The organism is Paenibacillus cucumis (ex Kampfer et al. 2016) (assembly GCF_019748695.1).
GTDB lineage: Bacteria > Bacillota > Bacilli > Paenibacillales > Paenibacillaceae > Paenibacillus > Paenibacillus polysaccharolyticus.
Genome location: NZ_JACLIC010000002.1, coordinates 66,667 through 80,699 on the forward strand (window position 1 = coordinate 66,667; position 14,033 = coordinate 80,699).

Below are 14,033 nucleotides of genomic sequence, written 5' to 3' on the forward strand. Positions count from 1 at the left end.
GCGGCAAGTGCCCGAGTTATATGGTGAACTTGCCGCTTTTTTTTTATGTCATATCCTCATATGTTTTAAGCGGAAGATAAGGCATTCTTTTTCTAAAGGAAAAGATTGGTACCACCTCACTCTGACTCATGCAAAACATTTCGGGTGTACGATCACTTCCGCCTATAAAAACTTGCGGTGGTGTTTTTTGCCGTCATAGGTGAACCAGATCAAGTTTATCCTCCACACTGGTCTCCACATGCACCGTACTTCTCCAGAGTCGATATAGGTAGAGGAGTGTGTGCTCCATGTATTTCAGAACCATTTCGATGCCCTCGTATGAGCTACTGTTCACACGGGAGAATACCAACTGGTGCTAATGCTTTCCCAAGACTTGTCGGTGATTTTCCAGCCCGGTCCTTTTTTCTCAAACACATAGAGGTCGAGATCTTCGGTTAACTTTTTGGTCATGTAGTTACGGATAAAGGCTATTATCCAGAAATAGGGTGACGGTTCGAAATACCGGAGATGATGAATACCGGATTGCTTATCGTTATGTACGGAACGTCAATGTGGACGCTATTAGTTCAATTGGGCATAACGGTCGAAGAGATGAACAGTTCAACGAAGACTTCTATATTGTTACGGCGGGCACAGTGCATGACGAAGCGCTTCTTCAAAGTGGGAAGCACGACTACGCGTGAAAGAAATAGCCGCTATCAAAGTTTGTATGACAAATGCTGTAACCGTTGAAGGTCGATGTTGAAATATGCAACGAAGGGTTGAAGGAATTAAGTAGGAAGATTAATCTGGAACAATTCATGTAGGACAACATATGTGTAGACAAAAAAACAGCCGTATAGGCTGTTAGAAAAAGCATGGTATGTTAAGAGTCTTTTAAAAGTAACTCGCATAATTCTGAAAACATGGATTGTCTATGCATGGCTGTTAATAGATACTTTGGGTTAATATCACTATTCATAATCTTGTCTATATATCCGCAAAATTCATGATAATTAGGCATATTATTTACATTTAATTCTTGGACGGTTATTCCATGATTTTTCAACTTATTTAATATGTTATCAGAAATTAAAGCAGTAGTATCAATTATTTCGCGGTTGTCTACTAAATAGCGGCGGCGTGAATTCATTGAAATCATTAAAGAGTTCAGTAAGTTTGTTTGATCTTCTGTTACCTCATGATCGAGTAGATACATGAAATAAGGGTGACTATCACCGCCTATTACCATTTTCATCAGTTTGATTTGATACTTCAACAGTTCAATTTCCTTGTTCAAAAGATCGCTTCCTTTATTTATTTAATAGTGTAGCAAGGCGCTAGAGGACTTACAAATTAATTAAAGCAGAATGCCCGTAATTGCACCAGCAATTACCCTAGCATAGCCTTGTGGTATATCACATTGGAATATTAAGAAATCTAACAATTTCTTTTCGATCTCATCAGTGACAGAATCGAGGAAATCAGCTATTTTACTAGAATGCTTAGATAAGTATTTAGCTTCTTTACTAGCAACTCCTAACCAGTCTAACAGAGTGTCAAGAGCTTCTCCACCATGTCGCAATGCTTTGACAACAACAGTCTTTTTAAAACCCATTGCATCAACTGTGTCATTAGCAGGTTCTTCAACTATAGTTGGTTGTGGAAATTGTGGTTGTACTCGATCTTGTGGATTAGCAGCATAAGTTAACGACGGAGCAACTATTCCAAGACCTAAAGCTACTACTAGCGTAGCAGCAACATACTTGATTTTTTTGAACATCAATATATTACTCCTTTATCCTTTTTTTTCCTCTAGCGTCTCTCTTGAATATAATCGGGTGTGTATAAAATGTCAATAAAACACTTCTTTTTACTTTATTGTGTTTTTATTTTATATTTTAGAAGTTTTTTTAGAAATACCCAAAGAAAATAGCCTGAAAAGGGTAATTTTGAAAAAAAATTACTTATTACTAAAATAGGGAAAGTACGTGAAAACTGAAATCGGGAAGGGATAGAAAACAAGGCGCATCGGACGTTAGTATGGTCGCCAAACGGAAGTAATCATTTCGGAATACGGTCAATAAATGGTTGCCAACATAAAAAAACACTTCGATTGTTTTCACCTGTTGCCTGATAAGCCGCTAGAAATGGCGCTGCTAAACATGGAAACTTTGGAACCTGATGAATCGGAAACGAATCAATTTTGAAAAGGGACGTGTAACGTTCTCGCCGTTTTCTGCGTCCGAGTGTGAACGCGAATTGTTCTATAAGACGTTGAAGGGTGATAAGGATGAACAAGTAATATTTCCGTATCAGAAACGTTGGGTTCGTAATGGTTCCGCTACATGCGGCACGGTACAAAAAGATCTGATTTATGCTGAACGTTTGGACGGTGTGAAGTTCACCGTTGATCGAATGTCTGACAAAACACCCGCATGGGAGCAAAACTTGAAGGGCGTAAAGCTAGTTAAGCATAACGGCGTTCGATTCCAAATTTTTTTAGGCATGATGGACGGTATTCTTGTTTACAAAGACGGTTCACAGGCTGGATTCGAGTTCAAAACGAAATCGACGACGATGGGCGCGATTGGTGAATATAAAATGAAGGATGCCCAAGATGGGCATAAAGAAAAATGCGTTGCGTATTCGATTCTCTTCGACATGGACGAGTTCCATTTGATATATGAAAGTCTTGTTAAGAATGGATGGAACAAAGGCGAAGAAGCTAAGCCTAACGTTCGACCGTCTTCCCTGAAATGGTCAAAGATGCTGAATTCCCTTGACTTCGAGAAGCATTCCCAGCTCAAGTACGAATACGGAAATCGAAAATTTTGGACGAAGCTGAATGAAAAATTAATACGAAGAGCCATTCAGTAGTAATCGGAGGCAAAAGAAGTAAAACCAGTTTAACTGATAAGTCAAGGTGACAAATAACACTGAGCCTGAACAACCCTGCTGCCAGGCTAGCGTTTTTAGGCGGAGTTTAGCAACAGGGGTTATACTCCGAGAGCAAACCACCCGTTGGACGGGTGGTCATGATTTCAAATATTATTACTCCCGCCTATAAAAACTTGCGATGGTGCTTTTTGCCGTCATAGGTGAACCAGATCGGTTTATCTTCCACACGGGTCTCTACATGCACTGTGCGTCCCCAGAGACGGTACAGATACGGAAGCGTGCGCTCCATGTATTTCAGATCCAACTCGATGCCCTCATACTGATGTTTCAACACGAGTTCGCCTGTACGCAGATAGTCTGCATCCTGTACGACTAGATACGGAGAGCCGCCGTTAATGCGGGAAAATACAAGCTGGTCACGGATGTTTTCCCAAGACTTGTCGGTAATTTTCCAGTCGGGTCCTTTTTTCTCAAACACGTAGAGGTCGAGGTCCTCGGTTAACTTTTTGGTCATGTAGTTACGGATGAACGAGGTATCGGAGTCGAACTCGCGCACTTCGAACATTTTGGCCCGGCCTTGCCCAGGCTGACGTCCCCAACGTTCCTGTTCCTCGCGTGTCGGATGATCCCAGCGCCGCTCGATATCTTCAAAGATTTTCAGTCCCAGGTAATATGGATTCAAACTCTGCTTGGACGGTTGCACAACGGAAGAATTCAGCTTGGCAAATTCGATGGTATCCTCACTGCTCAGATCGAGTTCGCGTATAATACGTTGATGCCAGTACGAAGCCCAGCCTTCGTTCATGATTTTCGTTTCCATCTGAGGCCAGAAATAGAGCATCTCCTCACGCATCATACTCATAATATCCCGTTGCCAATCGGTGAGCACCTCGGAGAACTCTTGGATGAACCACATAATGTCTTTCTCCGGCTCTGGTGGAAAATGATGCACTTGCAGACTATCCGTGGACTTTTCCTCAGTTTGCAGATTGTCGAGCGACCACAGGTCGTCATATTGACCTTCCGGTTTAGGGGCTTTATCACCACGTTGTTCGCGAATTTTCATCTCCATATAACGCTGTTTGTCTAGGTGCCGCGGTTTAATGAGCTGTGGGTCCACATGTTCTTGAATGGCAATTACCGCATCGATGAAGGCTTCAACCGCCTCCGTGCCATATTCCATCTCATAATTGCTGATTCGATCCGCCGTGGCGGCCATGCTTTCAACCATATTGCGGTTGGATTTGGAGAAGCGGGCATTGTTTTTGAAAAAGTCGCAGTGTGCGAGTACGTGGGCGACGATTAATTTATTCTGAATCAAAGAGTTGCCATCCAGCAGAAAGGCGTAGCAAGGGTTGGAGTTAATAACGAGTTCATAAATTTTGCTCAGGCCAAAATCATATTGCATTTTCATCTTGTGAAACGTTTTGCCAAAGCTCCAGTGGCTGAACCTTGTTGGCATGCCGTAAGCACCAAAGGTGTAGATGATATCCGACGGGCAGATTTCGTAGCGCATCGGGTAATAGTCGAGGCCGAATCCATCGGCAATCTCCATAATTTCAGCAATCGCGTATTCCAGTTCGCGGATTTCATCGGTCATCCTAGGCTGCCTCCTTCTCTTTTTTGAAAAAAGCTGCGGAGCGCTTTGTACACCTCGCCTTTTTCCTTGATGACGTAATACATAAACTGATCCATCTTAATATGGCGGTAAGCAGACATGAGTGTACTGCTGCGGTTATATTGGTTCACTTCACCGTAACCAAACATGTTGCTGCGCTTCATTAATTCCCCGATCAGCTTCACACAGCGCTCATTATCCGAGGTGAGGTTATCGCCATCCGAGAAATGGAACGGGTAGATGTTGTAACTGGTAGGCGGGTAACGTTTATCGATAATATCCAGTGCCTTCATATATACAGAGGAGCAGATCGTACCGCCGCTCTCGCCACGAGTGAAAAATTCCTCTTCCGTCACTTCTTTGGCTTCCGTGTGGTGAGCCAGAAACACAATTTCGACTTTCTCATACTGACGACGAAGAAAACGAGTCATCCAGAAGAAAAAACTGCGGGCGCAATATTTTTCAAATGATCCCATCGACCCGGATGTATCCATCATGGCGATGATGACGGCATTGGACTGAGGGATGATTTTGTCTTCCCACGTTTTGTAGCGGAGATCATCCGGACTGATGTGATGAATGCCCGGATTGCCCGTGGTTGCATTGCGGCGCAGGTTCTCCAGTATGGTTCGTTTCTTATCGATGTTAGACTGCATGCCTTTTTTGCGAATATCGTTGAAGACCACGGTATGTGTCTCGATCAAATCTTTATCCTTTTGTTTCAGATCCGGCAATTCCAGTTCGGCAAAAAGAATATCTTCCAATTCCTCAATGCTGACCTCAGCTTCCACTATGTCATGACCTGGTTGATCGCCAGCTTTCTCGCCCTTGCCCGGCTTCTGGGACGCAGGATCACGGCCAATGACATCGCCAACCTGACTGTCACCGTCCCCCTGACCGACATGTTTTTGCTTTTGGTAGTTATACACGAAACGGTACTCATCCAGACTGCGAATGGGTACCTTGATGATTTGTTTTCCATCGGACATGATAATATTTTCTTCGGTGATCAGATCGGGCAGATTCTGCTTAATGACATCTTTCACCTTTTGCTGATGGCGCTGCTGGTCCTGGTACCCTTTGCGGTGAAGCGACCAATCTTCCCGGGATACGACGAACGAGTAAGGCTGGTGTGAATTTGACATGTAGGCACCCCCCATTGATTACGCGGCACAGTTTGGCCTGTCGGTAATTAAGTATATTCACGGGCGGGGACGATATGTGATGCGATCTCAACTAAAATGAATGAAATACGCTGCAATTGCCTTAGGATAGGCTGGAGCGAGGTACATGTTTAAATTTTACAAAAATCATGATCATATGTGATATCTTTCCTTTACAATAGAGAAAAAGGTCTGATTCTGAGCATCGAGCCCTGATGCATGTAAAGGAAGGATTAAGTGTGGATAAACGTGCAGTAAAAGCCTGGATTACGTATGACTGGGCCAATTCGGCTTATGCTACAACCGTGCTTGCGGCGGTGCTACCTGTATTCTATGCTTCTGTTGCTGCGGCAACATTGGATAAGGATACGGCAGCTTCTTACCTTGCTTATACACACTCTATTGGAATGTTGTGTGTGGCGCTGTTAACTCCGCTGCTAGGAACACTGGCTGATCTATCGGGACGAAAAGGGGACTTCCTGCGAGTTTTCGCGATAACAGGAATTGTGTCAACGCTGGGATTCAGCGTGATCGGAGAAGGAGACTGGTTGCTTGCGTCTACCCTGCTCGTGTTATCCACGATTGGTTTTGCCGGAGGAAATACATTCTATGATGCGATGTTACCGGATTTAGTTCCCGCAGAACGAAGAGACATGGTATCCTCCAAAGGTTATGCCTATGGTTATATAGGCGGGGGGTTACTGCTTGCAATCAATCTGTTAATGATTCAGCAGCCGGGCTGGTTCGGCATGCCGAGTACACTTGCAGGTACGCGACTTGCGTTCATTTCAGTTTCGATGTGGTGGCTACTGTTCTCCCTTCCCATCTTCCGCTATGCACCTAGAAGGCCAGCCTCGTCTGAGTTGCCTGCATCCGCAACAGGTTATGCAAAGGTTGGCGTACGCAGATTACGGCAAACCTTCGGTCAGATCCGGCGTTTTCCGCAGTTGCTTCGGATGTTGGTCGCATTCTGGTTTTTCAATGACGGGATTAATACCATTATTCTGATGGCTACAATCTATGGAACAAGCATTGGCATTGGTACATCGGATTTGATGTTGGCGCTACTAATTACGCAATTCATCGGTTTCCCGTGTACACTGCTTCTAGGTGCTTGGGCGCAGCGGTGGGGAGCAAAGCAGGTGTTATTGGTAAGTTTAAGTATTTATATTTGTATCGTTATACTTGGCTACTTTATGACCCAAGCTCTGCACTTTTATGTGCTCGCAGGGTTGGTTGGCGTTGTGCAAGGGATTAGTCAATCGACGGCACGTTCCTTGTTTAGCAATCTGATGCCGGCTGCACGAACGGGGGAGTATTTTGGATTTGTTAACATTACAGGGAAGTTCGCTTCGATCTTTGGGCCATTTGTATTTGGTTACGTGGGACAGATTACAGGTTCTACCCGCTGGGGCATTCTGTCACTGATCTTCTTTTTTGTAGCAGGCATTGCGGTATTATTAACCGTGAAGGTACAGAAAGGAATGCAGGATGCTCAGTCAGCCGACCAGGAAGAGTTGGAACGTATGCAAGGCCTAGGTATGGCTGGAAAAGGGAAGGATGTTACCTTTACCGGATAAGTTTAGTCTGGTTTCAATTGGTTAGGTTAGATTAGGTCAGCTTGGTTTAGATAAGATGGATATAGTCATTGTGTCGTATCGGTTATTGATTATCTCGGTCTCCAGATTCTGTTTATCTCATAACAGGAACTGGAGGCTTTTTTGCATTGTTGCGTACTTAGATCATCGGCAAGTGAATAAATTATGAAAAGGTGAAAATAAAAGATTGACATGATACATTTTGTATCATAGAGTAAAGGTATAAATACATATTGTATCTTAGAGTGTCGAAATTCCCTGTCATTTCCAAGGTAATGATCATCCGGTCGATCCGATCCCACGGCATAATTTTATAAATTTACAGAGGAGAGGCTGCCATTGATAGATACGCAAGGAAACGGACTTGTCTTTTTATTATGCATTCCCCGCAGTGGCAGTTCGTTATCTACCGTTATGCTGCAAAATCATAGTCGCATATTTGCCACGCAGGAGATGTGGTTTCTGATGAATCTCGTCGATTTGTCCAAAGCCGACTCTCGCGCTTACGGTGGCAGTTCCATCATCCGTCAATTTTATCAAGCGATGGTGTCCGAAGATATTTTCGAAAAGGCGTGCAGAAGCTTTGCTCTTGAAATATATAATGGATTTCTGGAAGGGAGCGGAGCAGACTTCATCGTTGATAAATCTCCGCGTTATTATTATATGCTTGAATGGCTGGATCGATTGTTTCCGCAGTCCAGACGCATTCATCTTCAGCGTAACCCCCTTTCTGTAGCGGCATCCTTTAAAAAAGTAAATCGCCATACCGGCGAAGGTTTTGATCTGATTCAGAGTCTGAATCATTCAAAACTCAATATGAAAGCCGTAGACCTGACACTTGGTCTAACTCGATTGAATGATTATTTTGCAGAGGCTCATCCTTTGGCCTACGAATTAAAATATGAACAGCTCGTTATGAAACCTCAGGAAGAACTGGAGAAGTTATGTGCTTTTCTAGGCATTACTTATGAACAAGGCATGGAGCGATATGGTCAGTTTGTGGATAGTACGAAATCTGACATGTTCTATAGTATGGGCGTCGGGGACCCCTTCCTCTCTTCACATCAGGAGGCACATCAAGGTTCTGTTAACAACTGGAAAAACATACTCGAGCGGCAAGAAGTTGAACTGTATTGCCGTGTACTCGGTGCGAACCTGTTCCACCGGATGGGGTACAGTGAACAGCTACAAGAAGCTGAAGATTGGACGGGAGTCCAGTTTCAGGCAGAGCCGGATACGGAGGTATTGGAGCGGCTCAAGCAACAGCTAGTACTCGCAACGGAGTGTCGTTGGCAGCCAAATTACCGCATGGATGCGCCGATGAATGGAGCCAAGGATCGGTCTCCGATCCACAGCGGCAGTGAGGAGAAGGAAAGCCCCAAGATTGACCCGTCACTAGCCGCTATGGCCACGATCAGACAATTGCAGGCAGCTCTTCGCGCAGCGGATCAGCGGCTGGAACGTGGGTATACGGAGCGGGAACGTTTGAAGAAACAGCTTCATGCTGCCCATAGCAAATTACAACGAATCAAATCATGGATACCATTTGGTCATCGAATTAGCGCATGGGCATCCCAGCGCAAGATCGTTCGGGGAGGAAAGTCATGAGCGCCATAGCCGGAATCGTACATACAGAAGGTCAGCAAGCACTATGGGAGGACAGCTGGCGGCTCTACGCAAGTCTTGGACATATCCCGGCAGATACAACGGGGGTATGGAAAGGAGATGAAGCGTTTCTTAGTTGCCATGCTCAGTGGATTACGCTGGAGTCCGTAAACGAGAAATTACCTCTCTATGATGAAGAAAGTCAATTGACCATTACTTCAGATGCCATTTTGGATAACCGTGAGCAACTGGCCGATCAGTTGCAGATTTCACGAGCAGAGCTGGCTGGACTGGCGGACAGCGAACTGATTCTCCGTGCATACCAGCGTTTTGGAGAAGATGTAGCTGGTCATCTACTAGGGGACTTTGTATTTGCGATCTGGGATGAACGCCGCCGCATGTTGTTTGCTGCGAGGGATATTACGGGCATGCGGGCATTTTATTACCGACATGACGGTTCGCGATTTGCCTTCTGTACGTTAATGAAGCCATTGCTTGAGCTTGGAGGGGTGCAGAAGGCACTTGACGAAAACTGGTTATCCGAATTTCTGGCCATCCCTGACATGCACGATTCGGCTGATATTCATTCCACGGTGTATCGCGGAGTGAACCAGTTGCCCTCTGCGCATACGCTGACGTTTCGAAACGGGAGGATCGAACTCAGGCAATATCATCGCTGGGATGATGTCGAACCGCTTCGACTCAAATCGGATGAAGACTATGTAGAAGCTTTTCGTGAGGTGTTTAGCCAAGCCGTAGGTTCGCGCTTACGAACGCATAGACAGGTTGCAGCGGCATTAAGTGGTGGACTGGATTCAGGAGCTGTTGCGGGTTTTGCTTCCGGAACGCTCCGGAGTCAGGGGAAGCAGCTACAAGCTTATAGCTACGTGCCTGTTCCGGATTTTACGGATTACACGTCGAAAACGTTGCTAGCAGACGAGCGACCATTTATTCGTTCCACCATTAATCACGTAGGCAATATCTCGGAGAACTATCTCGATTTTGAAGGACGCAGTCCGCTCAGTGAAGTGGATACGTGGCTGAACATGATGGAGATGCCTTATAAATACTTTGAAAATTCATTCTGGATCCGTGGATTTTATGAAAAAGCGAGTGAGCAGGATGCCGGTATTTTGCTGACAGGCGCACGTGGCAATTTTACGATCTCATGGGGACCTGCACTTGATTATTACGCTAGTCTACTGAAAAGTGGCCGATACTTCCGCTGGTTCCGTGAGATGCAACAGTACAGCGAACGAACAGGGATGGCATTCTCACGCATCGCCCGTATTACAGGCCGTAAAGCGTTCCCAGACTGGTTCAAAGGAAATAACAAGGGGACAGCTCAGCCTGCAGGAGCACAGCTGATTCATCCAGATCTGGCCCGGAGAACAGGCGTGCTGGAGCGACTTAAATCCATCCTTGTACTCCAGGGCGGAGCCCGAGCCGATGCACTACAGGTGCGAGCCGACAAGTTCAACAATCTAGCGATTGCAAATAAAAATGGGGCCGTCGCCACCAAATGTTCCCTTCGTTACCGCGCATGGGAACGCGATCCCACAAGTGATCCAAGAGTGATCCGATTTTGTCTCTCCGTACCGATTGAGCAATATGTAAGACAGGGAACGGATCGTTCCCTCATTCGCCGAGCTACATCACCGGAATTGCCGGACAAAGTGAGGCTTAATCAGCGTGTACGGGGCGTACAACCTGCGGACTGGCTACACCGTATTTTGCCTGACTGGCAGACGTTTACCTCGGAACTGCAAACCTTGTGTTCTGACAGTCAGGTTGCCGGCATATTAAACACGGATCGGATTAAATCAGCTCTGGCTAATTTTCCAAGTCCCAGGCCCGAACTGGCATCCCATCCGGATTTGCGTTTGATGATGCACAGTTTAATTGTATACCGCTTTATTCAGAAGTTTTGATCCAAGGCAAACGTATACGCTCTTGAAAGGAGGTGAAAACGATGCAAAACGAAAAAAAGGAATGGCAAGCACCCGTTCTTGAAGTGTTGGATGTGAATGAAACGATGGCAGGGGTAGGATACAGACAAATCGACTGGATCACTGTTCACGATGCCGACATGTACGATCCAACGTCCTAATTTAGTAGTTTCCCCAGCTAGTTCATACTTAAAGGGCGGAAATGCAACCAATCCAGCTTTTTCGCCTCCGCCCTAATATTGAGCTTGTGAATATCAGGGCTTTTTTCATATCTATAAATGAAGGAGGCGCCTTTATTGTTGCCTTTGTACTATGAAGCTTATGGTTTACGCTGGTTGAGTCAGATTCCGATGCCTGAGTTGCAGCGCGCAACTCTGACTGCTGAAACGCAGCAGGATGTCGCTGATGTACAGATCGAGTCTTTTGATCTGGCAGGGTTATGGGAGAAATGGGATGTTGGTAGCGACAACTTTGTGGCGCGAGACGGTTGTCTTTTTTTCAGAATCGAAGATACGGGTCTTTTTTTCATGGAGCATGGCAAACGAATCGTTGTCTCTCAAGTATCTGGTGCCGATCCGAAAAAAGTCAGGCTGTTTATCCTCGGGACATGCATGTCCGTGATTATGATGCAGCGTGGTATTCTTCCTCTGCACGGAAGCGCAGTTGTGATTGATGGTTGGGCCTACGCGTTCGTTGGGCATTCTGGCGCGGGAAAGTCTACCTTGTCAGCGGCACTGGCCTCACGCGGATATCCTCTTCTCACCGATGATGTGGTTGCCTTGACCTGGGATGCTGGAGGCAGAGCGATCGTATCCCCCGGATATCCCCAGCAGAAATTATGGCAGCCTAGTCTGGAAGGCTTCGGAATGAAGCAGCAGGATTATGCAACGGTGCATGCTGAAATTACGAAATACGCCATACCGGTTCAGCACTACTTTCACGAGAGGGCTGTTCCACTTGGGGGAATCTACGAACTTGTACCTGAGCCGGACCAGGAATCTGGTTCTGTGTATTTGCAGGAGGTAAGTGGTCTGGAACGTCTGCACTTGCTCTGCTCTCATACCTTTCGCGGTGGACTGGTGAATCGCCAAGGACTCGCTCAATGGTTGTTTGAAACAGCTTCAAGACTTTCAGCCAGTGTGGAGATTAACAGAATTAGCAGAACGGGGCACCATTTTACAGCATTTGAAATGGTGGATCGGATCATTAATCATATACGCAAAGGAGTGCAGATAGAAATATGACAGCAATTACACCTATCGATGCGAATGACGTCGTAATCCAGAAGGATGGCAACTTGGTCAGTGATATGGGTGGCGAAAAGGTGATGATGAGCATCAGTTCAGGGAAATATTACAATCTGGGGAGTACAGGCGGACGAATCTGGGAACTGATTGCAGAAGAGAGAACGCTGAATGAATTGATTGAGACGCTTGCTACAGAATATGACATTCAGGCAGAACAATGCCGTGATCAGGTTGTGGCTTTTTTGGAACACCTCTCACGTGAAGGTTTAATCAACATTTCGCGCGGAGTGTAGGAACATGTTTCGTAAAGTGAAGTCCTATTTCTCGCTTCCAGGTAGGATAAGGCGTTTGGTATGGGAGGCTTATATCCTGCTAGGATGGGCTAGAGTGCAGAAGGCAAGGCCGTTTGCCAAAATTGCTCCGAGGCTTGGTACACCTATGGTCGAAACACCTGTTACTGGATTGAATCGGACTCAAGTGACGGAAATAAGAAACATATCGAAAGCCGTTATGATTGCTAGTAAATATACGTTTTGGGAAAGCCAATGTCTTGTTATGGCGATAGCTGCAATGAAAATGCTGGAACGGCGTAATATCGCGAGTACATTATATATGGGTACCGCAAGGAATAAGCAAGGACAACTGATGGCACACGCCTGGCTACGAAGTGGAAAACTGATCGTAACTGGAGCAGATACGATGGATCAATATACGGTCGTCGGCGTGTTTGGCAAACGATGTCCTGAGAAGGGATCTGGAGAGATTGTCTATGACGCATGAAACTGAACTGTATTCCACAGGGTTTCCGAAGGAGCTCAAGCTAATCTTGAGCCTGCTTAGAGATGATCTGGCAGATCTGACTTCCGAGGAGATCAAGGGCCGACTGCACGAGATGGATTGGCCACTTTTTTTACAACTTGTGGTCCATCATCGTCTGTATTCTGTTATTTATGTGAAATTAAAAATGCTGGATCTGCGGTTTATTCCCGAAGCAGTTTTAGGGAGTTTGAAACAGCAGTATACGATTAATACCTTCCGTATGTTACATTTAACAGCCGAAATGGAGCAAGTGTGTGGAGCATTTCGGGAGCGTGGCATTCGCACGATTACACTGAAAGGGCCTGCTCTGGCTCATGATTTGTACGGAGATGTGTCCATGCGGACTTCGAAAGACCTGGATATTTTAATTCCAGTTCAGAATGTGGAGGAAGCTGGCCGTATTCTTGTCGACCTTGGTTACCAGTGCAAAGAAGGAGAAAGGGCGCTTACTGTTCGTAGCTGGAAGTGGCGGGAGCATCATATCTGTTATGTTCATCCGGTCAAACGTACTCAAGTGGAGATCCATTGGCGGCTTAACCCTGATTCTGGCCGGGAAACGGAGTTTGAACTGTTGTGGAAACGAAGCCGATTCAGTTCGTACACCCAGACACCTGTACGTATGCTTGAAAGAGAGGATCTATGGGTTTATTTAGTGACGCATGGTGCAAGACACGGCTGGTTCAGACTGCGGTGGTTACTGGATATCGATCAGATGATTCGTTCGATGCCGCTCGACATGAAAAAGGTAGAACGTCGTTTGAAAGCAGAAGGACGTCTATCCATCGGTTCCCAGACATTACATCTCGTTTCGGATCTGTTGCATACCCCGCTGGGCGATCCGTATTTATCGATTATGGCTACGCGTGAGCGCATGGGAAAGCGACTGGCGAGAGAAGGTGCGCTGTTTATGAACAAAATGTTAGACAGTCCAGAAGAGCTACACAACTATTCATCTTATTTATTCTCTCTTCGTAGTACGAGGCAAAAATGGTTTTTCTTTATTGAGCGGTTATATCCAAGTACTTGGGACGTACATCAATTCCCGCTACCACGTTCCCTGTTTTTTCTGTATTTTCCGTTACGTCCATTTCTCTGGTTCTGGCGGCGCTTCAAAAAAAGCACGATGGCAGAGAGGGGAAAGGTATGATCTCCGA

General features: G+C 45.7%; 14 protein-coding genes and 1 pseudogene. 10 read left to right on the forward strand and 5 right to left on the reverse strand.

Features of this window, described 5'->3' with window-relative positions:
* Positions 1-162: 162 nt before the first annotated feature.
* Positions 163-471 (reverse strand): annotated as a pseudogene (locus H7T88_RS00280) (stage V sporulation protein R); the annotation flags it as partial.
* Positions 472-485: 14 nt separating this feature from the next.
* Between H7T88_RS00280 and H7T88_RS00285 the strand changes: the two are divergent.
* On the forward strand, positions 486-683 hold the full coding sequence (locus H7T88_RS00285; protein WP_221786430.1) for a hypothetical protein: 198 nt from the start codon (positions 486-488) through the stop codon (positions 681-683).
* 182 nt (positions 684-865) lie between these two features.
* Here the strand turns inward: H7T88_RS00285 and H7T88_RS00290 are convergent, their stop codons facing one another.
* Together H7T88_RS00290 and H7T88_RS00295 are read right to left on the reverse strand one after the other, a co-directional pair.
* Positions 866-1,279, reverse strand: coding sequence for a hypothetical protein (locus H7T88_RS00290; RefSeq protein ID WP_221786431.1), 414 nt, complete (start codon positions 1,277-1,279; stop codon positions 866-868).
* A gap of 60 nt (positions 1,280-1,339) precedes the next feature.
* Positions 1,340-1,762: a YqxI family protein gene (locus H7T88_RS00295; protein WP_221786432.1), complete on the reverse strand. Its 423-nt coding sequence runs from the start codon at positions 1,760-1,762 to the stop codon at positions 1,340-1,342.
* 401 nt (positions 1,763-2,163) lie between these two features.
* Here H7T88_RS00295 and H7T88_RS00300 point away from each other — a divergent pair, with 401 nt between their 5' ends.
* On the forward strand, positions 2,164-2,859 hold the full coding sequence (locus H7T88_RS00300) for a hypothetical protein (protein ID WP_221786433.1): 696 nt from the start codon (positions 2,164-2,166) through the stop codon (positions 2,857-2,859).
* A gap of 184 nt (positions 2,860-3,043) precedes the next feature.
* Here the strand turns inward: H7T88_RS00300 and H7T88_RS00305 are convergent, their stop codons facing one another.
* Both H7T88_RS00305 and yhbH read right to left on the reverse strand, forming a co-directional pair.
* Entirely contained in the window at positions 3,044-4,480 is a 1,437-nt protein-coding gene (locus H7T88_RS00305; protein ID WP_154886817.1) for a SpoVR family protein, read from the reverse strand.
* Positions 4,477-5,643 carry a sporulation protein YhbH gene (yhbH, locus tag H7T88_RS00310; protein ID WP_154886815.1) on the reverse strand — a complete coding sequence of 389 codons (1,167 nt, stop codon included), beginning with the start codon at positions 5,641-5,643 and terminating at the stop codon, positions 4,477-4,479. The genes H7T88_RS00305 and yhbH overlap by 4 nt, the downstream gene beginning before the upstream one ends.
* Before the next feature lie 257 nt (positions 5,644-5,900).
* Between yhbH and H7T88_RS00315 the strand changes: the two genes are divergently transcribed.
* From H7T88_RS00315 to H7T88_RS00350, 8 genes are all read left to right on the forward strand, one after another.
* Positions 5,901-7,241 (forward strand): MFS transporter, encoded by a 1,341-nt coding sequence (locus H7T88_RS00315; protein WP_261769205.1) that lies wholly within the window; start codon positions 5,901-5,903, stop codon positions 7,239-7,241.
* Between the two features lie 357 nt (positions 7,242-7,598).
* A complete protein-coding gene (locus H7T88_RS00320; protein ID WP_221786434.1) occupies positions 7,599-8,867 on the forward strand; it encodes a sulfotransferase family protein in 1,269 nt (422 codons plus the stop codon).
* Positions 8,864-10,795, forward strand: a complete 1,932-nt coding sequence (locus H7T88_RS00325; RefSeq protein ID WP_154983027.1) for an asparagine synthase-related protein — start codon at positions 8,864-8,866, stop codon at positions 10,793-10,795. The genes H7T88_RS00320 and H7T88_RS00325 overlap by 4 nt, the downstream gene beginning before the upstream one ends.
* Positions 10,796-10,836: 41 nt before the next feature.
* The gene (locus tag H7T88_RS00330) at positions 10,837-10,974 is read left to right on the forward strand and encodes a paeninodin family lasso peptide (protein WP_123065008.1); all 138 of its coding nucleotides are present in this window, start codon (positions 10,837-10,839) and stop codon (positions 10,972-10,974) included.
* 138 nt (positions 10,975-11,112) lie between these two features.
* On the forward strand, positions 11,113-12,057 hold the full coding sequence (locus H7T88_RS00335; RefSeq protein WP_154886806.1) for a phosphoenolpyruvate carboxykinase (ATP): 945 nt from the start codon (positions 11,113-11,115) through the stop codon (positions 12,055-12,057).
* Positions 12,054-12,353: a lasso peptide biosynthesis PqqD family chaperone gene (locus H7T88_RS00340; RefSeq protein WP_090919998.1), complete on the forward strand. Its 300-nt coding sequence runs from the start codon at positions 12,054-12,056 to the stop codon at positions 12,351-12,353. The genes H7T88_RS00335 and H7T88_RS00340 overlap by 4 nt, the downstream gene beginning before the upstream one ends.
* 4 nt (positions 12,354-12,357) lie before the next feature.
* The gene (locus H7T88_RS00345) at positions 12,358-12,840 is read left to right on the forward strand and encodes a lasso peptide biosynthesis B2 protein (protein ID WP_221786435.1); all 483 of its coding nucleotides are present in this window, start codon (positions 12,358-12,360) and stop codon (positions 12,838-12,840) included.
* Positions 12,830-14,026: a nucleotidyltransferase domain-containing protein gene (locus H7T88_RS00350; RefSeq protein WP_221786436.1), complete on the forward strand. Its 1,197-nt coding sequence runs from the start codon at positions 12,830-12,832 to the stop codon at positions 14,024-14,026. The genes H7T88_RS00345 and H7T88_RS00350 overlap by 11 nt, the downstream gene beginning before the upstream one ends.
* Positions 14,027-14,033 lie beyond the last annotated feature (7 nt).

What these genes read in the sequence shown, in the direction of transcription:
- H7T88_RS00295 (WP_221786432.1), bottom strand. Translation starts at nt 1,762, where the DNA reads ATGTTCAAAAAAATCAAGTATGTTGCTGCTACGCTAGTAGTAGCTTTA.
- H7T88_RS00300 (WP_221786433.1), top strand. Translation starts at nt 2,164, where the DNA reads ATGAATCGGAAACGAATCAATTTTGAAAAGGGACGTGTAACGTTCTCG.
- H7T88_RS00305 (WP_154886817.1), bottom strand. Translation starts at nt 4,480, where the DNA reads ATGACCGATGAAATCCGCGAACTGGAATACGCGATTGCTGAAATTATG.
- yhbH (WP_154886815.1), bottom strand. Translation starts at nt 5,643, where the DNA reads ATGTCAAATTCACACCAGCCTTACTCGTTCGTCGTATCCCGGGAAGAT.
- H7T88_RS00325 (WP_154983027.1), top strand. Translation starts at nt 8,864, where the DNA reads ATGAGCGCCATAGCCGGAATCGTACATACAGAAGGTCAGCAAGCACTA.
- H7T88_RS00330 (WP_123065008.1), top strand. Translation starts at nt 10,837, where the DNA reads ATGCAAAACGAAAAAAAGGAATGGCAAGCACCCGTTCTTGAAGTGTTG.
- H7T88_RS00340 (WP_090919998.1), top strand. Translation starts at nt 12,054, where the DNA reads ATGACAGCAATTACACCTATCGATGCGAATGACGTCGTAATCCAGAAG.
- H7T88_RS00345 (WP_221786435.1), top strand. Translation starts at nt 12,358, where the DNA reads ATGTTTCGTAAAGTGAAGTCCTATTTCTCGCTTCCAGGTAGGATAAGG.
- H7T88_RS00350 (WP_221786436.1), top strand. Translation starts at nt 12,830, where the DNA reads ATGACGCATGAAACTGAACTGTATTCCACAGGGTTTCCGAAGGAGCTC.